General features: G+C 71.4%; 23 protein-coding genes and 1 pseudogene. 12 read left to right on the forward strand and 12 right to left on the reverse strand.

The features are described from left to right. Window positions 1-10 precede the first annotated feature (10 nt). The 4 genes from AB0O76_RS14920 (at window position 11) to AB0O76_RS14935 (ending at window position 2442) form a co-directional block, all read left to right on the forward strand. On the forward strand, window positions 11-706 hold the full coding sequence (locus AB0O76_RS14920) for a ribonuclease H (protein ID WP_365489964.1): 696 nt from the start codon (window positions 11-13) through the stop codon (window positions 704-706). Window positions 707-964: 258 nt separating this feature from the next. Continuing rightward, on the forward strand, window positions 965-1750 hold the full coding sequence (locus AB0O76_RS14925) for an NAD(P)H-dependent oxidoreductase (RefSeq protein ID WP_365489967.1): 786 nt from the start codon (window positions 965-967) through the stop codon (window positions 1748-1750). Between the two features lie 87 nt (window positions 1751-1837). Continuing rightward, entirely contained in the window at window positions 1838-2299 is a 462-nt protein-coding gene (locus AB0O76_RS14930; protein WP_365489970.1) for an SRPBCC family protein, read from the forward strand. Next, on the forward strand, window positions 2296-2442 hold the full coding sequence (locus tag AB0O76_RS14935; protein ID WP_365489972.1) for a hypothetical protein: 147 nt from the start codon (window positions 2296-2298) through the stop codon (window positions 2440-2442). Before AB0O76_RS14930 ends, AB0O76_RS14935 begins: the two co-directional genes overlap by 4 nt. A gap of 420 nt (window positions 2443-2862) precedes the next feature. Here the strand turns inward: AB0O76_RS14935 and AB0O76_RS14940 are convergent, their stop codons facing one another. Then, window positions 2863-3792, reverse strand: a complete 930-nt coding sequence (locus tag AB0O76_RS14940; protein ID WP_365489975.1) for a LysR family transcriptional regulator — start codon at window positions 3790-3792, stop codon at window positions 2863-2865. A 160-nt stretch (window positions 3793-3952) separates the two neighbouring features. Between AB0O76_RS14940 and AB0O76_RS14945 the strand changes: the two genes are divergently transcribed. After that, window positions 3953-5401 carry an MFS transporter gene (locus AB0O76_RS14945; protein WP_365489977.1) on the forward strand — a complete coding sequence of 483 codons (1449 nt, stop codon included), beginning with the start codon at window positions 3953-3955 and terminating at the stop codon, window positions 5399-5401. A 139-nt stretch (window positions 5402-5540) separates the two neighbouring features. On the opposite strand, the gene AB0O76_RS14950 is transcribed toward AB0O76_RS14945, so the two are convergent. Continuing rightward, window positions 5541-7781 carry a glycosyl hydrolase gene (locus AB0O76_RS14950; RefSeq protein WP_365489980.1) on the reverse strand — a complete coding sequence of 747 codons (2241 nt, stop codon included), beginning with the start codon at window positions 7779-7781 and terminating at the stop codon, window positions 5541-5543. Window positions 7782-7883: 102 nt separating this feature from the next. Next, the gene (locus tag AB0O76_RS14955; protein WP_365489983.1) at window positions 7884-8882 is read right to left on the reverse strand and encodes a helix-turn-helix domain-containing protein; all 999 of its coding nucleotides are present in this window, start codon (window positions 8880-8882) and stop codon (window positions 7884-7886) included. Between the two features lie 52 nt (window positions 8883-8934). Here AB0O76_RS14955 and AB0O76_RS14960 point away from each other — a divergent pair, with 52 nt between their 5' ends. Continuing rightward, on the forward strand, window positions 8935-9333 hold the full coding sequence (locus tag AB0O76_RS14960) for a cupin domain-containing protein (protein ID WP_365489986.1): 399 nt from the start codon (window positions 8935-8937) through the stop codon (window positions 9331-9333). 6 nt (window positions 9334-9339) lie between these two features. On the opposite strand, the gene AB0O76_RS14965 is transcribed toward AB0O76_RS14960, so the two are convergent. Beyond that, on the reverse strand, window positions 9340-9849 hold the full coding sequence (locus tag AB0O76_RS14965; protein WP_365489989.1) for a DinB family protein: 510 nt from the start codon (window positions 9847-9849) through the stop codon (window positions 9340-9342). 132 nt (window positions 9850-9981) lie between these two features. Between AB0O76_RS14965 and AB0O76_RS14970 the strand changes: the two genes are divergently transcribed. Next, the gene (locus tag AB0O76_RS14970; protein WP_365489992.1) at window positions 9982-10230 is read left to right on the forward strand and encodes a holin; all 249 of its coding nucleotides are present in this window, start codon (window positions 9982-9984) and stop codon (window positions 10228-10230) included. A gap of 255 nt (window positions 10231-10485) precedes the next feature. Here AB0O76_RS14970 and AB0O76_RS14975 read toward each other — a convergent pair. From AB0O76_RS14975 to AB0O76_RS15005, 7 genes and pseudogenes are all read right to left on the reverse strand, one after another. Then, window positions 10486-10788: pseudogene (locus AB0O76_RS14975) on the reverse strand (barstar family protein); the annotation flags it as partial. Between the two features lie 3 nt (window positions 10789-10791). Beyond that, on the reverse strand, window positions 10792-12426 hold the full coding sequence (locus tag AB0O76_RS14980; RefSeq protein WP_365489995.1) for an ABC-F family ATP-binding cassette domain-containing protein: 1635 nt from the start codon (window positions 12424-12426) through the stop codon (window positions 10792-10794). A 10-nt stretch (window positions 12427-12436) separates the two neighbouring features. Further along, on the reverse strand, window positions 12437-13450 hold the full coding sequence (locus tag AB0O76_RS14985; protein WP_365489998.1) for a hemolysin family protein: 1014 nt from the start codon (window positions 13448-13450) through the stop codon (window positions 12437-12439). Next, the gene (locus tag AB0O76_RS14990) at window positions 13447-14778 is read right to left on the reverse strand and encodes a hemolysin family protein (protein WP_365490001.1); all 1332 of its coding nucleotides are present in this window, start codon (window positions 14776-14778) and stop codon (window positions 13447-13449) included. Before AB0O76_RS14990 ends, AB0O76_RS14985 begins: the two co-directional genes overlap by 4 nt. 180 nt (window positions 14779-14958) lie before the next feature. Next, a complete protein-coding gene (locus AB0O76_RS14995) occupies window positions 14959-15378 on the reverse strand; it encodes a GNAT family N-acetyltransferase (protein WP_365490004.1) in 420 nt (139 codons plus the stop codon). 69 nt (window positions 15379-15447) lie between these two features. After that, the gene (locus AB0O76_RS15000) at window positions 15448-16347 is read right to left on the reverse strand and encodes an SDR family NAD(P)-dependent oxidoreductase (RefSeq protein ID WP_365490648.1); all 900 of its coding nucleotides are present in this window, start codon (window positions 16345-16347) and stop codon (window positions 15448-15450) included. Window positions 16348-16653: 306 nt separating this feature from the next. Beyond that, entirely contained in the window at window positions 16654-17199 is a 546-nt protein-coding gene (locus AB0O76_RS15005) for a peptidoglycan-binding domain-containing protein (RefSeq protein ID WP_365490007.1), read from the reverse strand. A gap of 355 nt (window positions 17200-17554) precedes the next feature. Here AB0O76_RS15005 and AB0O76_RS15010 point away from each other — a divergent pair, with 355 nt between their 5' ends. Beyond that, window positions 17555-18706 (forward strand): DUF2690 domain-containing protein, encoded by a 1152-nt coding sequence (locus AB0O76_RS15010; protein WP_365490010.1) that lies wholly within the window; start codon window positions 17555-17557, stop codon window positions 18704-18706. A gap of 448 nt (window positions 18707-19154) precedes the next feature. Beyond that, complete coding sequence (locus AB0O76_RS15015; protein WP_365490013.1) at window positions 19155-20144, forward strand: malate dehydrogenase; 990 nt, start codon at window positions 19155-19157, stop codon at window positions 20142-20144. A gap of 25 nt (window positions 20145-20169) precedes the next feature. On the opposite strand, the gene AB0O76_RS15020 is transcribed toward AB0O76_RS15015, so the two are convergent. Next, window positions 20170-21543: an MFS transporter gene (locus tag AB0O76_RS15020; protein WP_365490651.1), complete on the reverse strand. Its 1374-nt coding sequence runs from the start codon at window positions 21541-21543 to the stop codon at window positions 20170-20172. Between the two features lie 225 nt (window positions 21544-21768). On the opposite strand from AB0O76_RS15020, the gene AB0O76_RS15025 reads away from it, so the two are divergent. From AB0O76_RS15025 to AB0O76_RS15035, 3 genes are all read left to right on the forward strand, one after another. Further along, window positions 21769-22686, forward strand: coding sequence for a LysR family transcriptional regulator (locus AB0O76_RS15025; protein ID WP_365490654.1), 918 nt, complete (start codon window positions 21769-21771; stop codon window positions 22684-22686). A 97-nt stretch (window positions 22687-22783) separates the two neighbouring features. Further along, on the forward strand, window positions 22784-24595 hold the full coding sequence (locus AB0O76_RS15030; RefSeq protein ID WP_365490016.1) for a hypothetical protein: 1812 nt from the start codon (window positions 22784-22786) through the stop codon (window positions 24593-24595). Further along, on the forward strand, window positions 24592-24969 hold the full coding sequence (locus AB0O76_RS15035) for a hypothetical protein (RefSeq protein WP_365490019.1): 378 nt from the start codon (window positions 24592-24594) through the stop codon (window positions 24967-24969). Before AB0O76_RS15030 ends, AB0O76_RS15035 begins: the two co-directional genes overlap by 4 nt. Window positions 24970-24977: the final 8 nt, after the last annotated feature.

Genomic DNA, 24977 nt, shown 5'->3' on the forward strand with positions numbered 1-24977 from the left:
TCATCGAGGAATGTCTGACTTGATCATCGCCGCCTGTGACGGAGCCGCGAAGAAGAACCCCGGACCCGCGGCCTGGGCCTGGGTGGTCGCCGACGCCGACGGCACCCCGCGGCGCTGGGCGGCAGGACCGCTCGGCCACTCGACGAACAACGTGGCCGAACTGACCGCACTGGCCGAGCTGTTGGAGGCCACGGACCCCGCGCTCCCGCTGGAGGTCCGGATGGACAGCCAGTACGCGATGAACGCGGTCACCAAGTGGATCGCCTCCTGGAAGCGCAACGGCTGGCTGACCGCGGCGAAGAAGCCGGTCGCGAACAAGGAGCTCGTCGTACGCATCGACGCGCTTCTGCAGGGCCGCGCGGTCACGTTCCGGCATGTCGCGGCCCACCAGGTGGACGGTGACCACCTCAACGCGATCGCCGACGTGGCGGCCAGCGACGCCGCCACCTCGCAGCAGCCGGCCGGCACCGCCCATGGCGCGCAGGAGATCCCGCAGCCGCGCCCCGAGCGCATGACGGCCGCGCCCCGCGCACGCAAGACCACCGCCGGACGCACCGCCAAGTCGGCCTCGGGCAAGGCGACTTCGGCCCCCGTCATCAAGGCCAAGTTCCCCGGCCGCTGCCACTGCCAGAAGCCCTACGAAGCCGGTGAGAAGATCACGAAGAACGCGCACGGCTGGGGCCATGTGGAGTGCCGGGACGCCTAGTGCGGCAGCACCTTGTTCGCCAGGTCGATGCCGGATACACCATGCTCATCGCCTCTTGGGCGCTCCGGGAATCGGTCTCGGTGATCGGCTTCGGCCGGGCGTCCGGGGCGACGCCGCCCGTCCCGTCGCCGTGCCGGCCCTGATCGAACAGCAGCTCGCCGAGGTCATGCGCAGGTAAGCGACTGCTGGCCAGATTCTTGCGGTGCGTGGCCGTCTGGCCACTGATGTTGGTCCCGGGCGCGGCGGAGGATCGATGGCATGAAGATTCTCTGGGTGTTCGCCCATCCCGAAGGCCGGTCCCTCAACGGGGCGTTGCGTGACGACGGCGTACAGGCGTTGCGTGAGCTCGGGCACGAGGTTCGTGAGTCCGATCTGTACGCCATGCGGTGGAAGCCAGTGGTGGACGCCGACGACTTTCATCGGGAGTCGATGGACCGGCTGCTGGTCGGCGCCGAGCAGGAACATGCCCATGCGGCAGGGAAGTTGAGCGAGGACATCGCGGGCGAGCAGGAGAAGATTGCCTGGGCCGACGCGCTGGTGTTCCAGTTTCCGCTGTGGTGGTTCGGGCCGCCCGCCATTCTCAAGGGGTGGTTCGACCGGGTGCTCGTGCAGGGCTTCGCCTTCGGGCTCCAGGACGATGCGGGGCGGACCCTGCGGTACGGGGACGGCGGGCTCGCCGGGAAGCGTGCCCTGGTCGTCACCTCGGTCGGCGCGCGGGAGTCGGGGTTCGGGCCGCGCGGCGTCCATGGACAGGCGGACGAGGTTCTTTTCCCGCTGCTGCACGGTGTCTTCTGGTACACGGGGATGGCCGCGCTCCCGCCGTACGTCGTCTACGGCGCCGACCGTCTCGACGCCGCCGGCTACCGCGCCCGTACCGCCGAACTGCGCGACCGGCTCCGCGAGTTGCCCGTCACCGCCCCGCTGCCGTACCGGCACGAGCACGGCGGCGACTACGACGACGATCTCGTCCTGCGTCCGGAGGTGGCCCCGGAGCTGACCGGCGTCGCGGCGCACCGTTCGGGGCGGGCCGAACAGGCCGCATAGGCCGAGCAGGCGCCCGTGTCCGGGAGGCGCCTGAGGCCCGCGACCCCTGGCAACGGGCGGGCGTGGAGGCCGTCGTAGGGTCGGTGCATGACCCGCTTCGAGGCAGTCACCCGTATCGCCGCGCCGCCAGAGCTCGTCTTCGACATCTCGCTGGACGTCGATGTGCACACCGCGTCGATGGCCGCGTCCGGCGAGCAGGTCATCGGCGGGGTTGCGGCCGGCGGCATGCTGCTGGGGGAGTCCGTGACCTGGGAGGCCAGGCACTTCGGCGTGCGGTGGCGGATGACGTCCCGGATCACCGCCTTCGACCGGCCGGGACACTTCGTCGACGAGCAGGTGTCAGGGCCGTTCAAACGGTGGCACCACGCCCACCACTTCGAGCCGGACGGGCAGGGCGGCACGGTGATGCGCGACGTGATCGACTTCGCCGCACCGCTCGGCCCGCTGGGCGCCCTGGCCGAGCGGGCCGTGCTCAACCGCTATATGCCGCACCTGATCCGGACCCGCAACGGTCACGTCAAGGCGGCCGCAGAGGCGGCCCGGTCGTGACCGGGGCGCGGAACCAGCCCGAGGACACCTCCGCCGCGTCGACGGACGGCGACCTCGACGACCTCGACGACGACCACGCCATGTGTCTCGTCGCCGTCAGCACTGTCCCGACAAAGGCGGCCGCCGAGGCGGCCCCGCACTGACCAGGGCTGACCGGCACCGACCCGCGAGAGGAAGCAGCCTGATGGACGCCTCCGCCCCGCTGACGGACGACGACCTCAACGGGATCGAGGAGATCGCCGCGGCCGCGCCCCCCGGGCCCTGGCAGGTGCGTCAGCTCGACGACGACCACGCCATGAGCCTCGTCGCCGTCAGCACCGTCCCCGACACCGGACGCGCCGGGCGATGGCCCGATTTCGACCACGGTGAGATCGTGGCCGCCACCCTCGTTCAGCGGCCGCGCTACGTCGATGCGGTGGACGAACGCTGGGACGAGAACGCCCGGTTCATCGCACGCGCCCGCGAAGACGTCCCCCCGCCTCGTCGCCGAGGTCCGCCGCCTGCGCCGACTGTTCGAAGCCGGCGGCCGCCGACCGGGCGACGGTCCGTGCGGCGACTCCTGATCACACGCCCACCGGCACCGCACTCCGCGGATCCCCCTGCGCCACGTCCCGCGCGACCTCCCGGGCCGTCCTGGTGAACGCCTCGATCGCGCCCGTGTCGTCGCCCGCGCGCCACACCATGCCGTAGCCGACCGGTTCGGCGTCGGCGAAGGGGACGTACGCGACACCAGGTCGTGCGTAGTACGTCCCGGTGTGTGCGGGAGCAAGCAGCGCGCCCTTGCCTGCCGCGGCCAGCATCAGCGCCTCCTGCATGTTGGTCACGCCGGGGCCGCGGGCGATCGGGCGGCCCAGTGGTGTGTGGGACGGGACGTGGTGTTCCAGCCAGTAGTCGGGGACGTCGCCCGCGATCGTCAGGAGCGTCACGTCCGCCAGATCCTCGGGCGACACCGCGTCCCGCGCGGCCAGCGGATGGCCCGCGGTGATCGCGAGGACCCGCTCCTCCGCGAGCAGCGCGGGACCGGCACCCAGATCCGCCTCCTCGACCGGGAACTCCGTGAGCTGGACGTCGAATTCGCCGTTGCGCAGCTGCCCGTAAGGATCGGAGAGCGGCACCTCGCAGATCTCCACGGCGAGACCGGGGTGGCTCGAGCGCAGCGCCTCCGTCGCCTTCATCACGATCTCGCCGGTCAGCGGGTTGGAGAAGCCCACGTGCAGCACGCTCTCGATGCCGCGCGCGGTGGCGGCGGCCCGTTCGACGGCGGCCTCGATGGCCCGGTGGTGCGGTTCGAGGTCGGCGCGCAGCTGCCGGCCGAGCGATGTGAGGGCGACACGGCGGCTCGTACGGATGAACAGCGGGGCGCCGACGCGGCGTTCGAGGCGCTGGATCAACTGGCTGACCCGCGCCCGAGAGAGCCGCATGCGCTCGGCCGTGCGGCCGAAGTGCAACTCGTCGGCGAGCAGCAGAAAGCACTCCAGTTCATCGCGTTCCATCGGCGTTCCCCCAGGTGGATCGGATCGGTAAGCCCGGTTGAACGAACGTTGCGATCTTCGCCGTTGTTCCGCCCAGGGCGCTGATCGAGGGTGAGTGAGCCGACAACAACCCATCACCGTCGCGCAACACGCAATGGGCAGAAGAACAGAGGACATCGTCATGAGCAAGCAGAGAGAGTCAGCCACCCTGAAGCCCCGGGAGTGGGGCGTCCTGCTCGTCCTGTGCGGCGCGATCTTCCTGGAGGGCATCGATGTGGCCATGCTCAATGTGGCCCTGCCGTCCATCCGCGCCGACCTGGGCCTTTCCACCGGAAACCTGCAGTGGGTCATGAGCGCCTACGTCCTCGGCTACGGCGGCTTCATGCTGCTCGGCGGCCGGGCGGCGGACCTCTTCGGGCGCCGCGAGATGTTCGTCCTGTGGCTCACGGTCTTCCTGCTCTTCTCCGGCCTCGGCGGCTTCGCCACCGAGGGCTGGATGCTGATCGTCGCCCGCTTCGTCACCGGGGTCGCCGCCGCCTTCATGACGCCCGCAGGCCTCTCCATCATCACCACCGGCTTCGAGGAGGGACCGCGGCGCAACAAGGCCCTGCTCTTCTACTCCGGCACCGCAGCGGGCGGCTTCTCGATCGGCCTGGTCGTCGGCGGCCTGCTGGCCTCGGTCGGCTGGCGCTGGGTCTTCTTCGCCCCCGTCGTGCTCTCCGCGGTGATCCTGTGCGCCGCGCTCGCCTTCGTGCCCAAGTCGCCGCGCCCCGACCGCACCGGGCAGGGCGTCGACCTGGCGGGCGGCGTCACCGTCACCGCCGCCATCGCGTTGCTCGTCCTCGGCGTCGAGCGCGCATCGCACACGAGCCTCGCCGCCACCCTCGGCACCCTCGCCGCCGGTCTCGCGCTCCTCGGAGCCTTCGTCGCTGTCGAGCGCCGTTCCGCCTCGCCCCTGGTCCGCCTCGGCATCTTCCGCAGCGGCGCGCTCGTCCGCGCCAACCTCGCCGGGCTGCTCTTCGCCGCGGGCTTCTTCGGATTCCAGTTCCTGGTCGTCCTCTACCTCCAGGAGCTGCGTGGCTGGTCCATTCTCGAAACCAGCTTCGCGATGATCGTCATCGGCGTCGACGCGGTGCTCTCCCCGACCGTCACGCCCAAGCTCGTCGAGCGCTTCGGCAACGCCCGGGTGATCTTCGGCGGTCTGCTCATCGCGGCGCTCGCGTACGCCCTGTTCCTGCCGGTCGGCGCGGACTGGACGTACCTGGCGATGTTCCCGAGCCTGATCATCCTCAGCCTCGGCTTCGCGCTGGCCTACGGCCCGCTCACCATCGTCGCCACCGAGGGCGTCAAGGAGGAGGAGCAGGGCCTGGCAGGCGGACTCCTCTACACCTCCTTCCAGTTCGGCGCGGCGCTCGGCCTCTCCACGGTCACCGCCGTCAATGTCGCCGCCACCGCCTCGTCCGCACCGGCGGACCTCCTCACCGGCTACCGCGCGGCCCTGTGGGTCCCGTTCGCCGCGGTCCTGCTCGCCGCGCTGATCGCCGCCTTCGGGCTCCGCTCACGGGCGGGCCGGGTGACCGCGGTCGGCACACCCGCCGAGGACCGCGCGGACCTTCCGGCGACGCACTGACCGACCCACTGATCGATCTACTCATCGACATCGAAGGAGCACCTGGTGAGCGGCGGGCCCGACGACCCCGAGTACGAGGCGCACTGCTCCCGGTGGCCCGACGGCCGCCGGGAGCAGAGCGGTTGGCGGTATCGGACGGTCAGGGAGTGGTCAGTTCGTAGAAGCCCCTGCCGAACGTGGCCGCCACCAGGCGGTGGTTCCCGGCGTCGTACTCGATGTCGTCCACCGGCACCGCGGGCATGCCACGGCCCAGGCGCGACCAGTGGTCTCCCTTGCCGCCAGAGGTGAAGACGCCCTGGTCGGTGCCGATGTGGAGCGTGCCGCCCCGGGCGATGACGAGGTCGTTGACCGGCGCGTCCGGCAGATTGCCCGACAGGTCCTTCCAGTGCTTGCCGCCGTCCGTGCTGCCGTACACGTGGGGCGTGCCCGAGCCCGAGCGGTAGGCGGAATGGGTGGTGTAGACGCGGTCGGGGTCGTGCGGGTCGACGACGACGCGGGTCACCCAGGGGCGGCCCTGGGCGAGCTTCGTCCAGTGCGCGCCGCCGTCTTTGGTGACCCAGACGCGGCCGTCGTCCGTGCCGACGTAGAGGGTGCGGCCGTCCGCGGCCGGGGCGATCGAGGTGATCGTGCCGTAGTTGGTGTAGATCGGGTCGGGGCCCGGACCGCCGGACAGGTCGGGGCTGATGGCCTGCCAGGTGGCGCCGCCGTCGGTGGAGCGGTTGAGCACCTCGGCGCCGTAGTAGAGGACCTTGGGATTACGGGGGTCGAAGACGACCGGCGTGAACCAGTTGCGGCGCTGGAACGTGGTCTTGTCGGCGAAGTACGTCAGGGTGTCGCCGCCATCGGTGGAGCTGAAGCAGTTCCCGTACTGGTAGCAGGCGTAGACGTTGTTCACGTCGGTCGGGTTGATCAGGTTCTCCTCGCCGTCCCCGCCGAGGTATTCGTTGAAGCCGTCGCCGCCCCAGGAACGTATCGAGCCGTTGTCCTGCGCGCCTCCGGAGATCCGCGAGGTGTCCTGCGGTGATATGGCCGCGCTGTAGAGCTGGGTGTACGGCTCGTGGCGGGCCTTGACCCAGCCGCCGTCGCCGTTCGCGTCGGAGCGGTAGACGCCGCCGTCGTTGCCCAGGTAGACGCGGCCGGGGTGGCGCGGGTCCCAGACCATCGCGTGCTGGTCGACGTGGATGCTGGTGTCGTCGGCCGTCCAGGTGGCGGCGCCGTCCTTCGACGTCATCAGCGGTACTCCGGCGACCTGCACATGCCCGGCGTCGCGCGGGTCGGTCCAGATCTTCCCGAACCACCAGCCGAACGTGGACTGCGAGTCGGTGAGCTTCTTGTCGGTGGGCGTCCGCTTCCAGGTGTCGCCCGCGTCCGTCGATGCGTAGAAGCCCTCGAAGGGGCCGTCGGTCTTGTTCACGATGGCGTAGGCGCGGTCGCCCGCGACGGCGAGACCGATGCGGCCGACGTCCGGGCCCTGTTCGGGAAGCCCGCCGCCGAGCCGCTGCCAGGTTTTGCCGTCGTCGCTCGAACGGAAGACGCCGGAGCCCTCGCCGCCGTAGGTGCGGCGCTCCGGGGTGCGCCGGTGGTCCCACAGGACGGCGTACAGCTTCTTGCCCTGGACGATGATCTCGGTGGCGCCGGTGAACTCGTTGGCGCCGGACAGGATCCGCTGCCAGGTCCTGCCGCCGTTCTCCGAGCGGTACACGCCCCGGTCGCCGCCGCCGTTGTAGAGCGATCCCGCCGCGGCCACATACAGGCGCTTCGGGTTGTCGGGGTCCACGGTGATCGCGCTGATCGCACCGGAGTCACGCAGCCCGGACGGCTTCCAGCTCTTGCCGCCGTCGGTGCTGCGGTAGAGGCCTGTTCCTTCGTACGTGATGCTGCCGCCACCGGGGTTGGGCTCGCCCGTACCGGCGTACAGGGTGCCGTCGGGCGCGGTGGCGATCGCGCCCATCGACTGCGTCCAGGCGTCGGGCCAGGCGGACTTGAAGGTCTGCCCGGCGTCCGTGCTGCGCCAGACGCCTCCGCTGGCCGCGGCGGCGTACAGCGTGTCCGCACGCTTCGGGTCGAGGGCGAGCGAGACGATGCGCCCGCCGATGTTCGTCGGCCCGACGGACTTCCATCGGCCGCCCGTGGTGGGCAGTTGACGCGCCTGCGCGGCGGCGTCCTCGTGCGCGTGGCGCGGAATCGCCTCTCCGGGGACGGTCTTCTGCAGATAGCGGTACTCGGCGGGCGCGGCAGGACCGCGTACCGGACGGTAGACGTCCCCCGGTGGCGTGGGGCCCGCGGCGGCCGGAGCCGTGAACATCAACACGCCCGCGAGCGGGGCGAGGACCAGGTGAAGCAGCCGTCTGCGACGCATGGACTCCCTCTTCTTCGTCATGGCCATATCAAGCCGTGACTCTATGAGAGGGGGCGGGGGGCCAATAGGTCTCAAGTTGGCCTTTGTGGCGGGGGGTTGAAGTCTGCGTCCGGCACGCTCGCCTCAGGGCTGCGCGGGCCCGAACCGGCGGCGGTACGCGGAGGGCGTGAGGCCCGTCTCGCGGCGCATCAGGGCGCGGAGGTTCGCGGTGGTCCCGAGGCCGCTGCGGCGGGCGACCACGTCGAAGCCGGTCACCCCCCGCTCGATCAACCGGCAGGCCAGCGTGAGGCGTTCGCCGGTGAGCCAGACGAGGGGCGTGGTGCCCAGCTGGGCCTGGAAGCGGCGGTGCAGCGTCGCCGGGCTCAGCGCGGCGCGCGCCGCGAGATCGGGCACGGAGAGCGGCGAGTCAAGGCGCTCCTGCGCCCAGGCAAGGACCGGGGCGAGGGACTCGTCCCGCACATCCGGTACGGGCCGCTCCACGAACTGCCGTTGGCCGCCGTCCCGGTGGGCGGCGAACACCAGGCGCCGGCTCACCGCGTTGGCGACCTCGGCGCCATGGTCCCGGCGGACCACGTGCAGCCCGAGGTCGAGCGCGGCGGCGCTGCCCGCGGCGGTGAGGATGTCGCCGTCGTCGACGAAGAGCACATCCGGTTCGAGCCGTACGCCGGGGAAGCGGGCCTGGAAGGAGTCGGCCCACTGCCAGTGCGCGGTGGCCCGGCGCCCTTCGAGCACCCCGGCCTCGGCCAGCGTGAAGGCGCCGCTGCAGAAACCGACGAGCCGGGCCCCGCGGGCGTGTGCCCGGCGGACGGCGTCGAGGACGGCAGGGCGGCGTGGCACCTCGACATCGGGCCGGTTGGGCACGATCAAGGTGTCCGCCGACTCGGCCGCCTCAAGGCCTGCGACGCCGGTGAGCGTGAAGAACCCGTCCCGCATCAGCGTGCGGGGCTCCGGCGAGCAGAGCGAGAACTCGTACAAGTCACGCCCGAGCTCGGGCCTGCGCAGCCCGAACACCTCGGTGGCGCAGCCGAGTTCGAAGGGATTGGAGTTCGCGTCGACGATCACGACGACGCGATGCAGCGGTCCGCCATCATCGACCCGAGGCTGAGAGGATCCTTGCGTCATGAGCTATTTCTACCACTCACGACGGTGCGGCAGGCCGGCGGAAGGTGGAGCCATGAGCAGCAACGAACCCATCGCCCTGACCCAGGCCCTGGCCTCCTTCGACGCCCTGTGGAGCCCGCGCATCGTCACCCAGGTCAACGACTACGACGTACGCGTCGCCAAGGTCGAGGGCGACCACCTCTGGCACGTCCACGACGACACCGACGAGTTCTTCCTCGTCCTCGACGGAGAACTGCGCATCTCCCTGCGCGAGCCGACCGGCGAACGCACGGTCACCCTCCCCAAGGGCTCGGTGTTCACCGTCCCGCGCGGCATCGAACACAAGCCGTCCGCACCGTCCGGCGCGGCGATCCTCGTCCTCGAACCCACCGGCACGTCGACGGTCGGCGACCGTCACGAGGACATCCCGGACCACGTCGACGCGACGACGGGACACCGCCTCACGCCGTAGGGGGATTCAGGCGCCCACGGTCCCGTCGACGCCCTCGCGCAGAAAGTCCGCGTGCCCGTTGTGCCGGCCGTACTCCAACAGCACGTGCACCATCACCATCCGCAACGACACCTCTTCGCCCCAGCGCGGCTGATACCCGGCCAGGTCCAGAGAGTCGGCCTCTTCCTCGACACGGCGCGAGTTCTCCACCTCCGCTTCCCAGGCCGCGAACGCCTCGGCCCCGGTCGACGCGCTCGCGTCGTACGCCGCCTGGAAGTCGATCTCGTCGGACCAGACCATGGGCGCTTCGTTGTCCTCGAACGCCCGCCGGAACCAGGCGCGTTCCACCTCGGCCATGTGCCGCACGAGCCCGAGCAGCGACAGCGTCGAAGGCGGCATCGACTGCTGCCGCAGCTCCTCGTCGGTGAGCCCTTCGCACTTCATGGCGAGGGTCGCACGCTGATACTCGAGGAACCCCCGCAACGTCTCACGCTCGCTGCCGAGGTTGGGCGGGTCTATGCGGTCGTCGCTGGGCATGGCTCGTGCTCCTCGTCTCTGCCTGACTGCGGGGATCATCTTTTCAGCCGGCGTCGTAGGCAGGTGGCCGCGATCGCGGTATGCCGGGAGTTGACCCGTCAACCTCGTCAACCTCGAGAGAGCGAGGCAGCCATGTGGACCGCCGTCTTCTGGAAGGCCACCGCGGAGCGCGCAATCCGTACCTTCGCGCAGTCACTCGGCGCCGTGCTCGTCGCCGGGGCGACCACGCTCCTGGACGTCGACTGGCAGGCGGCGCTCGCCACCGCCGGGATGGCGACGCTGCTCGCCGTCCTCACGGCGGTCGGCGCCGCCAACGTGGGGTCCGGCGGGCCCGGCATCACGGAGACCCCGACCGCCCGGCGCGGCGGGACCACGCCCTGACCCGAGCGGCCAGTCGCCATCCGTCAGGGTTGCCATCAGGCATTCCTGGTCGAGCGTCACCTGTACGTCCAGGCCGCGGGCCACGGCCTCGGTGAAGGCGCCGGGAGCGATGTCGTCGAGGAGGAAGGCGAAGTGCAGGGCGAACGGCCGCCGGTCCGGGTCCGGTTCCCCGTCGGCGTCGAGCCGAAGGTTGGCGTTCCAGGCGGCCTGGCAGAGCACGGAGACGAGGAGTCCGAGGAACTCGGCGTCGTGCAGGGCGTCGGCATGGTCGATGAGGACGGCGACGTCCTTCGTGCCGCGTCCGTGGTCGTGCCAGTCGTGCCAGTCGTGCAGGCAGTCCACGAGTGCGTCCCAGTTGTGGCCGAAGTAGCCGGGGAACGTCAACTCCCGGGCGAAGGCGGCGAACAGATCTCTGGGCTCAAGCAACTCCCGGCCGTCCAGGCGGAACACGCGTCCACCCCGGTGGCGGAAATCGTCGGCCTCAGCACTCAGCCATGGGTCGTCATGGCGCGTGAAGACGACCCACGGCGGGCGGCGTTCGGTGAGGGTGGGGGACACGGGCTACGCCTCCGCAAGCAGTCGCCCCGCCTCCACCCGCACCCGCTCGCCCCGGAACCGCTGCCGCAGTCTGCGGTCGTGGGACACCACGACCAGCGTGCCCCGGTACTCCGCGAGCGCCTCGTCGAGCTCCTCGACCAGCGCGGGGGAGAGGTGGTTCGTCGGCTCGTCCAGGAGGAGCAGGTCGGCCGGGCGGGTCACCAGGCGGGCCAGCGCCAGGCGGCGGCGCTGGCCCACGGAGAGGCCCCGCACCGGCACGGCGAGGTCCTCCTCCCGGAACAGGCCGAGGGCGATGAGCCCGGGCGCGTGCTCCTCGGGCAGGCCAGGCAGCCCCGCCGCGAACGCGTCGAGCAGCGTCTTGGTGGTGTCCTCGTCGGCGATGTACGCGATCTCCTGGGGCAAGTGGCCTACGCGCGCCGGGAGTTCGACATCCCCGCGATCCGCGGCGACCACGCCCGCGAGCACACCGAGCAGCGTCGACTTGCCCGCGCCGTTCGCCCCGGTGACCAGGGTGCGCGAGCCCGGCTCCAGGAGCAGGTGGCCGACGGTGAGGCGCTCGCCCACTGTGACGTCCGTCAGCGAGGCCGGACGTACGAAGGGGTGGTCACCGCCCTCGATGCCGTCACCGACCGTGAAGTGCAGCGGGTCGGGCGGGCGCGGCACCGGCTCCGCGCGCAGCCTGCGCAGCCGCTCGCGCGCATTGCGTACGACACCGGAGAGCTGACCCTCCACCGAGCGCTGATGGCCCGCGAAACGCGGGCTCGAACTCATCCGCCAGCCCGTCGCGAGGCGGTCGGAGCCGCCTTCCGCGAGCCGCTCCTGGCGCGCGACCTCGTCGCTCCACCGCCGGTAGCGCTCCTCCCAGCGGCGCCGGGCCGTGGTGCGCTGCTCCAGATAGCCGTGCCAGCCGCCGCCGTAGCGGGCCGCCGACCTGCGGTCGCCGTCGACCTCGACGATCACATCCGCGACCCGGTCCAGGAAGACCCGGTCGTGGGTCACGGCGACGACGGTGCCCCGGTGGGCGCGCAGCCGCTCCTCGAGCCAGCCGAGCGCCTGGTCGTCCAGGTGGTTGGTCGGCTCGTCCAGGAGGAGGAGTTCGGGCTGCGGGGCGAGCACACAGGCCAGCGCGAGGCGCGCGGACTCGCCGCCGGACAGCGAGCCAAGGGTGCGCGAACGCTCCAGATGCGGGACGCCAAGACCGTGCAGCGCGGCTTCCAGACGGGCGTCGGCGCGGTAGCCGTCACGGGCCTCGAAGGCGGCGAGGAGATCCCCGTACGCGGCGAGGCCCTCCGGCCCCGCCGAGCCGAGCGTGGCCTCCGCATCGCCGATCCGCCGCTCCAGATCCCGCAGTTCGGCCAGCGTCTCGTCGACCGCGTCCTGCACGGTGGCGTGCGGCGGAAGGCGCAGCGTCTGGGCGAGATAGCCGGTGCCGCCGTCGGACACGACGGCCACCTCGCCGTCGGCGGGCACGTGCTCGCCCGCCATCAGACGGAGCAGCGTCGACTTGCCCGAGCCGTTCTCGCCGATGACACACGCCTTCTCGCCGGGGCGCACCGAGAGCGAGACCCGCTCCAGTACGGGCCGTTCCGGATAGCCGTACGACACGTCGCGCAGGACGAGTTGACTCAACGTTCGCATCCCCCTCGGCTCAGGCGGGCTGACCGAACAGCTCCCGCAGCACATCCTCCATGGTGACCATCCCGGCCAGCCTGCCGTCCGAGCCGCGCACCGCCGCCACATGCGTGCGGCTGCCGCGCATCGCGGTCAGCACGTCGTCCAGCGGCGTGGACTCCCGCACCTGCGCGATCTTCCGCATGTCCGGCACCCGGAACGGCAGATCGCGCGGCGCCCGGTCGAGCGCGTCCTTGACGTGCAGATAGCCGACGATGCGGCGGCCCTCGTCCACGACGGGGAAGCGGGAGAACCCGGACTCCGCCGAGAGCCGCTCCAACTGCTCCGGCGTCACGCCGACATGCGCGTACACCACCCGCTCCAGCGGGAGCACCACGTCCCTGACCGGGCGGCGGCCCAGTTCGAGGGCGTCGTGCAGCCGTTCCTGTGCACGGTCGTCGAGCAGACCCGCGTCACCGGAGTCCTTGACCATCCGGGCCAGCTCGTCGTCCGAGAAGGTCGCGGACACCTCGTCCTTCACCTCGACCCTCAGCAGCTTCAGAAGGCCGTTGGCGAACGCGTTGATCGCGAAGATCACCGGGCGCAGCGCGCGGGCAAGCGCGACCAGCGGCGGGCCGAGCAGCAGCGCCGAGCGCACCGGCTCGGCCAGCGCGATGTTCTTGGGGATCATCTCGCCGAGCAGCATGTGCAGATACGTTGCCAGGGCGAGCGCGATGACGAACGAGATCGGGTGGACCAGACCGTGCGGCACGCCGACCGCGTCGAACAGCGGCTCAAGCAGATGCGCGATCGCGGGCTCGGCGACGATGCCGAGCACCAGGGTGCACAGCGTGATGCCGAGCTGCGCCGCGGCGAGCAGCGCCGACACGTGCTTCAGACCCCACAGCACGCTCTTCGCGCGCCGGTCGCCGTCCTCGGCGTACGGCTCGATCTGACTTCTGCGTACGGAGATGATCGCGAACTCGGCGCCCACGAAGAAGGCGTTGACGACGAGCGTCGCCAGGCCGATCAGCAACTGGACGGCGGTCATCGCTCCTCCTCCGGGTGGTCGTCGTGCAGGGGTGCGTGCAGCAGGACGCGGGCGGCGCGGCGGCCGCGGGCGTCCACGACGTCGAGCCGCCAGCCGCCCACCTCGAGGCTGTCGCCCTCGGCCGGGATGCGGCCGAGCTCGGTGGCGACAAGACCTGCGAGCGTCTCGTACGGCCCATCGGGCGCGCGCAGGCCGACGCGGGCCAGCTGGTCGGTGCGGGCCGAGCCGTCGGCGGAGTAGAGCGTCCGGCCATCGTCGTCGGTGCCCGCCGCGGCGATGTCGGGCGTCTCGTGCGGATCGTGCTCGTCCCGCACCTCGCCGACGACCTCCTCGACGATGTCCTCCAGGGTCGCGACACCGGCGGTGCCGCCGTACTCGTCGATGACCACGGCCATCGTGCGCTTGCCGGAGAGCCGGTCGAGGAGCCGGTCGACGGTGAGCGACTCCGGGACGAGCAGGGGCTCGCGCATCAGCTCGGCGACGGGGAAGCGGGCCCTGCGCTCGGCCGGTATCGCCAGGACGTCCTTGATGTGCGCGACACCGACGACCGAGTCGAGGTTGCCGCGGTAGACGGGGAAGCGGGACAGGCCCGTCGCGCGCGTCGCGTTAGCGACGTCCTCGCAGGTGGCGAGGGCGTCGAGGGCGATGACCTGCACGCGCGGCGTCATCACGTTCTCCGCGGACAGATCGGCGAGGTTGAGGGTGCGCACGAACAGCTCGGCGGTGTCCGCCTCCAGGGCGCCCTCCCTGGCGGAGTGCCGGGCGAGCGCCACCAGCTCCTTGGGGCTGCGCGCGCTGGCCAGCTCCTCGGTGGGCTGGATGCCGAAGCGGCGTACGGAGTGGTTCGCCGTGTTGTTCAGATGCGCGATGAAGGGGCGGAACGCGGCGCTGAACAGGCGCTGCGGTGTCGCAACCCGCTTGGCGACGGCCAGCGGCGACGAGATCGCCCAGTTCTTGGGCACCAGCTCACCGACGACCATCAGGAAGACCGTCGACAGGGCCGTGCCGATGACCAGGGCCACCGACGAGGCCACCGATGCGGAGATGCCCATGGAGCGCAGCGGGCCCGCGATCAGCTTGGCGATGGAGGGCTCGGAGAGCATGCCGACGACCAGATTGGTGACGGTGATGCCCAGCTGTGCCCCGGAGAGCTGGAAGGTGAGGTTCTTGACGGCCTTGAGCGCGCCCGCGGCGCCGCGCTCGCCGCGTTCGGCCGCTCGTTCCAGTTCGCTGCGCTCGACCGTGGTGAGGGAGAACTCCGCCGCCACGAAGACGCCGCACGCCAGCGAAAGCAGCACCGCCACGAGGAGCAGGAGCACTTCGGTCATCGGGTCACCTCCGTCCCATGATCGGACAGGGACCGGGGGAATGCGCGATGTCGGGTACTGGGAGGCTCGCCCATGGGCGGACGCTCACACCTTTCAGTTTGAATCTCAGTTGAATCGAGTGGTGCGTACATAGTAAAGGACCAGCAAAATCCGCTCGTGCGGGCGTCCGCGGACTGGGACCTAGAGGTGCTTCACCCAGCGGCTCCACTGCGGCTCGGGCGCGTATCCCGCGGCGCGCCAGGTGTGATGGGCGAGCTCGTTGCGGTCCAGGACCATCGCGTCGCCGCGGCGCCCCCCAAGTCCCACGAAGCGCTCCTCGGCCGCGGCGAGCAGTGCCGAGCCCACGCCCTGACGCCGGTGGTCCGGGTGCACGGCGAGGCGGTAGAGGTGACAGCGCCAGCCGTCGAAGCCGGCTATCGCGGTGCCCGCCATGACGCCGTCGCGCTCGGCGATGAGCAGGGCCTCGGGGTCGCGTTCGACGAGCCGGGCCACTCCGGCCCGGTCGTCGCTGATGCTCGTTCCTTCCGCGGCCTCGCGCCAGAACCGCAGCACGGTGTCGATGTCGGACGGGGACGCACAGCGGATGTGGAGATCACTCATGGGGCGATGTAAGCAGCGCGCCGGGCGGTCTGGCGAGCGGATTCCGTGCCCTGAGACGGACGTCGCGCGTCAGGGCGAAAGGCCGACGAGTCTGCCGCTGTCGTTCCAGAGTGCCTGCGCCACTTCGTCCCTGCGCGCCAGATCGGACGGGTCCGGCCAGCTGAGCCGTGCGCGTCGCAGGGCGACGAGCACGCGTCCTGCCGGGGCCTTCACGCCGCCCATGGCCAGGTCGGCCAGGGTGTTCGCGGCGTCAGGGCGGCTGTTGAGATCGCGGTTGAACCTGCGCAGCGTCCGGCCGATGACCGGAGTGCCGAGCAGCGCCCAGGCCGTCCGCAGCGGGAACGACAGCTGCTTGGCCAGACCTGTCCCGAAGACCTGCCCCGGATCGTAGGCGACCACCGTGCGGCCACCGGTCCGGAAGCCGGGGTGCTCGGAGAGTGACCGTGCGGTGAGCACGGCGCACAGCTTGGACGCGGTGTACGCGTGCTCACCGGCGTTGCGCGGCTTGGCGTCGAGGCCGGGGTCCCGGTCGGGGTGCGCGAGCAGCTCCGCGTCGGCGTGCCGGGGCGGCGTGAGACCGGCGTGGTTGGCGGGATCGTACGTACCGCTCGTGGTCAGCACCACGGTCGCCGTGTCCGCCAGCGCCGGCAGGAGCAGGCGCAGCAACAGATGGTGCGCGAGGTGATTGACGGCGAAGGCCGTCTCGAAGCCGTCGACCGTGCGACGGGTGACGTCGGGGAGGACCACGCCGGCGTTGAGCACCAAGGCGTCGACGGGGGTGTCGCCGAGCCGTTCGCGGACCGTCGCGGCGAAGGTGCGCACCGAGGCGAGGTCCGCCAGGTCGAGCGGGATCCGATCGCCGACCGCCGTCGTCCGGCGTGCGCCCAGGAGCAGCCGTACATCGCCCGACCGCGTCAGCCGCTCGGCCGCGATCGCTCCGAAGCCGGAAGTGCCGCCGGTCATCACCATCGTGGACACGCTGCCCCCTCGGAAACGCCGGACCGGGACGCCCTCCAGCCTAGGGCCTGTCCGATGGGTCAGGCCGGTCTTTGCGCCGGGTGCCGGTTCAGCAGGGCCGAGCGGGCCCTGGTGCGTGCAGCTGCAAGGCGGAGGAGGGCGACAACGCGGAGCGTTGGCAACCGACGACAACGCCGCAGATGTGCGTGCCAGGGGTCGCGACCCCGGCCGGACCCATCGGACAGGCCCTAGGGCCGCCACGGAGTGACGGCCCCAGTCGGGGGTGCGTGAAGTCGGGGGTGCTGGTGAAGTCAGGGATCAGCCGCGCCAGTTGTACGCGGCCTTCTTCCACTGGTCGCCGATCTTCACGTAATACGTGCTGCCGAGGCGCTTGAAGGTGACGTCGTGCTTGTAGCCGCTGTAGGTGACCCGGCCGTTGTAGCCCGGTCCGTCCAGGTAGTCGTCCGCGACGCCGAACGTCTCCTTGCCGACGATTCCGTCGATGTCCTCCACGTCCTCGCGCTGCTGCCACCACTTGGTGGCCGACTCGGTCTTCCGGCCGAAGCTGCCGTCGATGTCCCACTTCTTGAACGTGTGCCGGTTGCCGTTGCTGTCCTTCCACTTCGCCCCGTCCGCGTACAGGACGGTCTGCCAGAGCCGCGTGGCGTTGCTGTTCGCGTGGCTGTGGCGGGACAGGTCGCCCTCGTCGCCCCAGTCGTTGTACGCGGCACCCTTGCCGTCGATGACGTGCGGACCGCTCGCCTGTGCGAGCGACGCCGTGCCCCCGAGCGCGAGCGCGGCCCCCGCCGTCACGGTGACGGCCGAGCCGAGCAGCCGCTTCGACCTGCCCTTGCTGATGCGCATCTGATCCCCCCTAGGTGGTGCGTTGGCCTCTCCGATGCTGCCTCCTGCCCGCTGCTCACAAAAGGTTCAACAGGTGCATTCGGGATGTTTTGGGATGTCCCGGGCCGCTACCTGGGGTTCCGGATTGTGATGCGGGACAGCGGTGGGACACTGGACGCTGGACCGCGAGGAGTGCGACGGTGCACGCCGGTGGCCCGAAGTGCTCCCGTGCGCCCCCAGTCTGGGAACTGACATCCTGACTTTGTGCATCCCTCTGGGTAGTCCATGACAGGGGCAGCGGGGGCTGCCCCTTGGCAGGGCAGGGGGCATCACGCGCGGGGGCAAGTAGGCACGTACGGGGGGAATAGGGGGAGTAATGCCTCGTTGGAAGGCGCTACCGGATGAGCTTGATCCGGAGGTCAGGGAGTTCGCCAATCAGCTGCGCAGGCTCGTCGACCGCAGTGGTCTGAGCATCGCCGCGGTGTCGGACCGCACCGGGTACAGCAAGACGTCGTGGGAGCGCTATCTGAACGGGCGGCTGCTCGCCCCGAAGGGTGCGATCGTCGCGTTGGCCGAGGTGACGGGCACCAACCCCGTTCACCTCATCACCATGTGGGAGCTCGCGGAGCGCGCCTGGAGCCGCTCCGAGATGCGCCACGACATGACCATGCAGGCCATTCGGATCTCCCAGGCGCGGGCCGCGCTCGGGGAACTGGGGCCGAACCCGCCCAAGGGCAAGGGCAAGGGCGGTGCGGGCACGGCGCGGGGCGGCTCGGCGGGCGGCGGCGGAGCCACCGATGTCGACGCCGGTGGCCGTGGCGGCCGGAGCATGACGGGGGTCGCGGGTCCCGCGGGCGTCGCGCCCACGGCGCCTCCGCAGGGATCGCCGTCCGGCGCGGGCATGGGAGCGGGCGCGGGAGCCGGGGCGTACGGGGCTGCTTCCTCTTACGGCGTCGGGGACGGCGGCCTGGGGCCCGCCGTCGCGCCGCCCGGCACGCAGGAGCCGCGCCGCGGCGGGGACTCGCCCGACGGGCAGCGGCGGCGCAGGAAGCTGACGATGTTCCTCGCGGGGACGGTCGGCGCGCTCGTGGTCATAGCCGCGGCCGTCTTCCTGACGGACTTCGGCAAGGACGACAAGGGCGACGAGGGCGCGAAGCCGCCGGCCTCGCCGACCACGAGTGACGCGGATCTGCCCGCGGGCGTCGAGTGCAGCGGCAAGAGCTGCACCGGCAAGGACCCGGAGACGATGGGCTGCGGCGGCGAACTGGCCAGGACGACGACGCGCGCGACCGTCGGCAAGGCGCTGATCGAGGTCCGTTACAGCAAGACCTGCGGGGCCGCGTGGGCGCGGATCACGCAGGCGGCTGTGGGGGACAAGGTGACGATCTCGGCCGGCGGGGGCGCCAAGCAGGCGGGGACCGTGAACGCGGACTTCGACGCGTACACGCCGATGACGGCGGTGAAGGACGGGGCGTCGGCGGAGGCGTGCGCGACGTTGAAGACGGGCGTCACCGGCTGCACGAAGTAGGCGGACGCGTGGTTGTACCGGTGCCCGGCGGCGCGGTGTTGTGCCCAACGCCTGCCCACAACGGGGCGGACGGGCTGCCGGGTAATCGGGTGGGTGGGCGGGAGAAGATCCGCTGGGTGGGCGGGAGAAGATCCGCCGCGAAGCAGTGGTTCAATTCCGCATGCATGGATCCCCGGCGCCCGGGAAGGCGCACCGTAACCCCCACGGGAGTGCGGTCACACCCCCGGGCGGCCGCCACGCTCCCCCCTCCCGAGGTGGCGGCCGCCACCGTGTGCGCGGGGCCACACGGACCCGGCGCACCGGCCCGCCCGAGGCGGTATAGCCTGACTCCGGATCTCTCTTGATGCCAAGAGATCGATCATCGAGAGGCGATCGACGAGGGCGTCGGCAGGGGATCCAGCCACGAGGGGCAGGGACCCCCACCGCCAGCTGTATTACGGAGACCGCCATGACCCGCACTCCCGTGAATGTCACCGTCACCGGCGCGGCCGGCCAGATCGGCTACGCGCTGCTCTTCCGCATCGCATCGGGCCACCTGCTCGGCGCGGACGTGCCGGTCAACCTGCGCCTTCTGGAGATCACGCCGGCGCTGAAGGCCGCCGAGGGCACCGCCATGGAGCTCGACGACTGCGCCTTCCCGCTGCTGAACTCGATCGAGATCAGCGACGACCCGAACGTCGCCTTCGACGGCGCGAACGTCGCCCTCCTCGTCGGCGCCCGCCCTCGCACCAAGGGCATGGAGCGCGGCGACCTCCTCGAGGCCAACGGCGGCATCTTCAAGCCGCAGGGCAAGGCCATCAACGACAACGCCGCGGACGACATCAAGGTCCTCGTCGTCGGCAACCCGGCCAACACCAACGCGCTCATCGCGCAGGCCGCAGCCCCGGACGTACCGGCCGAGCGCTTCACCGCGATGACCCGCCTCGACCACAACCGCGCGCTGTCGCAGCTCGCGAAGAAGACCGGCACGTCGGTCGCCGACATCAAGCGCCTGACCATCTGGGGCAACCACTCGGCGACCCAGTACCCGGACATCTTCCACGCGGAGATCGCCGGCAAGAACGCCGCCGAGGTCGTGAACGACCAGGCCTGGCTCGCCGACGACTTCATCCCGACCGTCGCCAAGCGCGGCGCCGCGATCATCGAGGCCCGTGGCGCGTCCTCGGCTGCCTCCGCCGCCAACGCCGCCATCGACCACGTCCACACGTGGGTGAACGGCACGGCGGACGGCGACTGGACCTCCATGGGTATCCCGTCGGACGGTTCGTACGGCGTTCCGGAGGGCCTGATCTCCTCCTTCCCCGTCACCACCAAGGACGGCAAGTACGAGATCGTCCAGGGCCTGGAGATCAACGAGTTCTCGCGTGCGCGCATCGACGCGTCCGTGCAGGAGCTCGCCGAGGAGCGCGACGCGGTCCGCGGCCTCGGCCTCATCTAGTACGTCATCGCGTACGTCCAGTACGTCATCGCGTACGGCTCTGCCTGTACGCGCGTTCGTCCACTTCGCCCCCGGCGGCCGCTCGATCGGCAGCCGGGGGCGTCGTGCGTCCGGTCCGGTACCCGAGGGTGACCAGGGCCGCCGCGGCCACCACCGTGAGTCCCACGACCCGCAGCGCCGCCTCCATCCCGGAGCTGAACCCCGGGTGCGAGGCGAGGACCGTCCCCGTGACGGCCACCCCGAGCGCCGCACCGACCTCCCGCGCCGACGTGCCGAGCCCCGAGCCGAGGCCCGCCTGGTGCGGCGGCAGCGACGAGACGACGCCGAGGGCGAGTGCGGGCGTGGAGAGACCCGTGCCCGCCGAAATGACGAGCAGCCAGCAGGCGTACGCCGCGTAGGGCGTGCCCGCGTCCGCCGTGGAAGCGCCGAGCAGGCCGAGCCCGATCAGGAGCAGTCCGCCGCCGACCAGCGGACGGGGCCGCTTCGACCAGCGTGCCGCGAGCCTCGGGACCAGGATCATGCCGACGGTGAGCGGGACGATGGCCAGGCCCGCGCGGGCGGCGCCGTACCCCTTCACGTACTGCAGGTACTGCGAGTTGACGTAGAAGAGCGAGAAGAGGCCGAAGAAGGACGCGGCCGTACCGAGGGTCGCCGCCCGCAGCCGGCGGGACCCGAAGACCCGCGGGTCGAAGAGCGGGGAGCGGGAGCGCAGCGCGTGCCCCACGAACACGGCGATGAGCGCCGCGCCCACCCCGAAGGCGATGACGATGCGCGCCGACGTCCAGCCGTGCGTCGGGCTCTCGATGATGCCGAAGAGCACTGCGACGAGACCGCCGGTCAGAAGGGCGGCGCCGAGGGGATCGACGGCGGCCCCGACCGACTTCTCCGTGCGGGGAGTTGTGCGCACCACGGCCAGGGCGAGGAGCGCGGCGAGCGGCACCATCACCCAGAACAGGGCGCGCCACGGCAGATACTGGCCGATCAGGCCGCCGACGGCGTTCCCCGCGAAGCCGCCGAGCCCGGCGGCGAGCGCCCAGGAGGCGACCGCGCGCGGCCGGTGTTCGGGCGATGCGGTGCGCACCAGGATCGACAGGGTCGCGGGCATGATCAGCGCGGCTCCCGCGCCGGAGACTCCGCGTCCGGCGATCAGCGGGACGGGCCCGGTGGCGAGCGCGCTGATCGTGGCGCCCGCGGCGAAGAGGCCGAGCCCGCAGAGCAGCGCGCCCTTGCGCCCGTAGCGGTCGCCGACGGCGCCCGCGGGGATGAGCAGCCCCGCGAAGACGATGACGTACGCGTCGACCGTCCACAGCAGTTCGCTCGACGAGGGGTGGACGGACGACGAAGTCAGCTGCGGGATGAGGAGGTTGATGGCGGCGACCATGCTCTGCGCGACGAGCACACAGGCGCAGAGGGTGAGTTCGGCCGGGCGCTTGAGCTGCTTGAGCGGCTCGGTCCGGTTTCGGGCAGGCGAGGGCAAGGCTCCTCCAGGGAGCGTCGTGGCGTGATGTGGGATGCCCCGTCACCGTAGGCTCGCCGCCTACCTGATCTCCAGTGCAACCTTTGCAAGGGATATATGCACGTGACGCATTCAGAAGAGGCGCGTTCCACAGTGGCGCATTCCGAAGTGGCGCCGTCCGACCCGGGCCGTGGCCTCGACCTGAACCTCCTGCTCGCCCTCGACGTACTCCTCGACGAGGAGAGCGTGTCCGGCGCCGCCCGCCGCCTGCATCTGTCCGAGCCCGCGATGAGCCGCACCCTGGGCCGCATCCGCAAGGCGCTCGGCGACCCCGTCCTCGTGCGCGCGGGACGGCGGATGGTCCCCACACCGCACGCGCTCGCCGTCCGGGCGGAGGTGAGTGCGGTGGTGGAGCGGGCGCGTGCCCTGTTCGCAGGGCCCGGCCAGGTCGACCTGCGGACCGTGTCCCGCACCCTCACCGTCCTCGGGCACGACGCGATCGCCGCCGCGTACGGCCCCGCCCTCTTCGCCCGTGCGGCGGCCGAGGCCCCCGGCGTACGCATCCGGTTCCTCGGCGAGAGCCATGTGGACGCGCCCGTGCTGCGCGAGGGCACGGCCGATCTGGAGGTCGGGGTGATCGACACGGTCGCGCCCGAGGTGCGGATCGAGCGGCTGCACGACGACCGGATGCTGGGTGTCGTACGTCCCGGACACCCCTTGCTGCACGGCGAGTTGACGCCCGAGCGGTTCGCCGCCGCCGATCACATCACGGTCTCCCGCAAGGGCCGACTGCACGGCCCGCTGGACGCCGCGCTCGCCGAACTGGGCCTGGAGCGGCGGGTGGTGGGCAGTGTCGGCACCTATCCGTCCTCCCTCTTCGTGCTGCTCCGCACCGACCTGGTGGGCCTGGTCACGTCCTGGGCCCGGCCGCTGACCGACACCCTGGGCCTGGTCACTTTCGCCGTCCCGCTCGACCTGCCGCCACTGCGCCTTGCCATCGCCTGGCATCCCCGGCACGACGCGGATCCGGCGCACGCGTGGCTGCGGGGGTGCGTGCGGGATCTGCTTTCACCGGAACGGGTGTAGGCGTTTCACCTATTCGAGGGGCATGTGCGCCTTCCTGTGGCCCCTGCGCACATGCACCGCTAACCTCCAACTCCTCTTTATCTCAACGGAGTTGGCCATGGCAGGTAACACCGAGGCCACCAGACTGCTGTGTGCCGGCGTCCACTTGGACGCGGTGTTCCGCAGCCGGGTCGTGTCCGAGCTCGTCGATCACGCGGAGCGCCCGGTGGCGCCGCCGTTCGGGGCCGATGTGCTTCCGGTGCTCGCGCACGCTCTGCGGGCCCGGCGTGAAGAGGTGACCACCGCGCTGCTCCTGGCAGCGGTGTGGATCGGGTTCCTCGTCACCGACGCGGTCCTTGCCTGGGACGCCCTTGAGGACTCCCAGGGCGGCGATTCCGGCGTATCCGGCGCGGACCTCGTGCTGCTCGCCTTCGACCCCGAGGAGTTCGGCGCTTCGAGCCCCGGCACGTTCGGCGGCCTGGTGCCGGGCGGCTCGGCGCTGTCGTACGCCGTGGTCGTCCTGCTGCTGTGGCTGGCCCGGGTGTTCTCCGGCCGGGGCGCCGACGGCAGCGTGCTGCGGAAGCTGAACCTGCCGCCGTGGCTGGCCTGGCTGCGGCGCCGGATCGGCTGGCTGGTGACCGGGTTCGCGTGGTGGTGCGCCGTCTCGTACACGTTCTCCGCGTTCGTCGAGATCAAGGAGACCCCGTACCCGGTGATCTTCCCGCTGCTCGTCGCGGCCGTGGTGTGGCGTCACCAGTACCTGCGCAAGCGCATGCTGCGTACGCGGCTCGCGCGGCAGACCTTCGCCGAGACCGAGCAGCCCGCACTGCCCGCACGCTTCAGCCCGATCGCCGACTGCATCCGCCGCGAACAGGACGCCAAGGTCACCCTCTACGACGCCAACCGGCCCTTCTTGGGGGCCGGGAAGCCCCGTAAGCCGTGGTCCGTCGTGCTCGAACTGCAGCGTGCCGACACCGAGTCGGAGGGCGGCCTGCCCAAGCAGCGCGCGTACGAGCCGCTCTCCGCGCGCGAGGTCATCGAGATGATCAGGCCCCGCCTGAAGGACCTGCGCACCTCCGCCAAGGCCACGAGCGTGGACCGGCTGCGGGACCTGGAGATCGAGGAGTTCGTCTATCTGCCCGCGGGCGCGGGCCGCGACGAGCAGCTCTACACCGGTCAGGGGCACGACACCGCCGGGGTCTACGACACCGAGCAGACCGAGCGGCACATCGCACGGGCCGCGGGCGAGGGCGGCGAGGCGCGGCGGCATTTCCTGCGCATCAGGGTCGGCGCCTGGAACGAACAGGTCGTCGTCTCGCTCCTGGTCCGGGTGCACACACAGGGCGGGATGCTGGTACTCGAAGTGGTGCCGCACGTGCTGGGGCCGATCGTCCCCGAGTTCCGCGAGGTCGACACGATCGTGGCGCGCGAACCGGAGGGCCCCGTCCGCGACGCCCTGCGCGCCCTCGTCGACGGGCCCGCGGTCGGCGTGGCGGTCGGCATCGCCGCGCTGCGCGCGCTGCCCTCCATCGGCACCTCGTTCCGGCTCTGGCTCGCGCAGCCCGAGGGGCCTGTGCCCGCGCCGCGCGCCGCCCGTGTGCTGCGCGCCCTGTGCTCCAGGATCGGCCTGAGCGGCCCGGCCCAGGCGCCGCCGGACGCCCCGCTGGTCTCGCTGCGCCAACTGGCGAGCACCGACGAACTCTCCCTCTTCCAGGAGATGGACGTCGCCCGCTACATCCGCACCCTCCAGGACCGCATCGGCGAGGGCGTACGCGACGCGCTGCGGGCGGGCGGCTACCGCACGGGCCGCCTGGAACAGAACATCACGCAGATCAACAACAGCGGGGTCTACATCAAGGAGATGTCCGGCGGCGCCCTCGCCACCGGCGCCCACGGCCAGGCCACGCACACCGAGAGGAGCACGGTATGAGCGGCGACGGGGAGAGCGGCGGCGCGCACGTCCAGATCGGGTCGATCACCGGCGGCTCGCAGGCCTTCGGCTCGCACGGCAGGGCCGATTCCACCAACTACTCGGTGGTGACGGCCGATCCGCAGCACCAGCACCTGCTCGCTCAGGTGCGGGCCCTGCGCGGCCGGCTGCCCGAGGCGCCGGAACGTACGCCCGACGAAGCGGCGCTCGACGCCGAACTGGACGAGGTGGAGCGGGAGATCGGCCGCAGCGGGCGCAGCGACAGCGGGCTGCTCGCGCGGCTGCGCGGTCGCCTTGAGCAGTACACCGCGGCCGCCGCGACGGCCGCGTCCGTCACGGCGGTCATTCAGGCGATCGCCCAGATCACCGGCTGAGGAAACGA

The organism is Streptomyces sp. NPDC086554 (assembly GCF_040686095.1).
In the GTDB taxonomy this organism is placed as follows: domain Bacteria; phylum Actinomycetota; class Actinomycetes; order Streptomycetales; family Streptomycetaceae; genus Streptomyces.

Coding starts and splice junctions, on each gene's coding strand:
- AB0O76_RS15015 (WP_365490013.1), top strand. CDS start 19,155: ATGACCCGCACTCCCGTGAATGTCACCGTCACCGGCGCGGCCGGCCAG.
- AB0O76_RS14955 (WP_365489983.1), bottom strand. CDS start 8,882: ATGACGCAAGGATCCTCTCAGCCTCGGGTCGATGATGGCGGACCGCTG.
- AB0O76_RS14965 (WP_365489989.1), bottom strand. CDS start 9,849: ATGCCCAGCGACGACCGCATAGACCCGCCCAACCTCGGCAGCGAGCGT.
- AB0O76_RS14930 (WP_365489970.1), top strand. CDS start 1,838: ATGACCCGCTTCGAGGCAGTCACCCGTATCGCCGCGCCGCCAGAGCTC.
- AB0O76_RS15005 (WP_365490007.1), bottom strand. CDS start 17,199: ATGCGCATCAGCAAGGGCAGGTCGAAGCGGCTGCTCGGCTCGGCCGTC.
- AB0O76_RS15010 (WP_365490010.1), top strand. CDS start 17,555: ATGCCTCGTTGGAAGGCGCTACCGGATGAGCTTGATCCGGAGGTCAGG.
- AB0O76_RS14990 (WP_365490001.1), bottom strand. CDS start 14,778: ATGACCGAAGTGCTCCTGCTCCTCGTGGCGGTGCTGCTTTCGCTGGCG.
- AB0O76_RS14950 (WP_365489980.1), bottom strand. CDS start 7,781: ATGACGAAGAAGAGGGAGTCCATGCGTCGCAGACGGCTGCTTCACCTG.
- AB0O76_RS14940 (WP_365489975.1), bottom strand. CDS start 3,792: ATGGAACGCGATGAACTGGAGTGCTTTCTGCTGCTCGCCGACGAGTTG.
- AB0O76_RS14945 (WP_365489977.1), top strand. CDS start 3,953: ATGAGCAAGCAGAGAGAGTCAGCCACCCTGAAGCCCCGGGAGTGGGGC.
- AB0O76_RS15035 (WP_365490019.1), top strand. CDS start 24,592: ATGAGCGGCGACGGGGAGAGCGGCGGCGCGCACGTCCAGATCGGGTCG.
- AB0O76_RS14995 (WP_365490004.1), bottom strand. CDS start 15,378: ATGAGTGATCTCCACATCCGCTGTGCGTCCCCGTCCGACATCGACACC.
- AB0O76_RS15030 (WP_365490016.1), top strand. CDS start 22,784: ATGGCAGGTAACACCGAGGCCACCAGACTGCTGTGTGCCGGCGTCCAC.
- AB0O76_RS14960 (WP_365489986.1), top strand. CDS start 8,935: ATGAGCAGCAACGAACCCATCGCCCTGACCCAGGCCCTGGCCTCCTTC.
- AB0O76_RS14920 (WP_365489964.1), top strand. CDS start 11: ATGTCTGACTTGATCATCGCCGCCTGTGACGGAGCCGCGAAGAAGAAC.
- AB0O76_RS14980 (WP_365489995.1), bottom strand. CDS start 12,426: ATGCGAACGTTGAGTCAACTCGTCCTGCGCGACGTGTCGTACGGCTAT.
- AB0O76_RS14985 (WP_365489998.1), bottom strand. CDS start 13,450: ATGACCGCCGTCCAGTTGCTGATCGGCCTGGCGACGCTCGTCGTCAAC.
- AB0O76_RS15000 (WP_365490648.1), bottom strand. CDS start 16,347: ATGGTGATGACCGGCGGCACTTCCGGCTTCGGAGCGATCGCGGCCGAG.
- AB0O76_RS14970 (WP_365489992.1), top strand. CDS start 9,982: ATGTGGACCGCCGTCTTCTGGAAGGCCACCGCGGAGCGCGCAATCCGT.
- AB0O76_RS14925 (WP_365489967.1), top strand. CDS start 965: ATGAAGATTCTCTGGGTGTTCGCCCATCCCGAAGGCCGGTCCCTCAAC.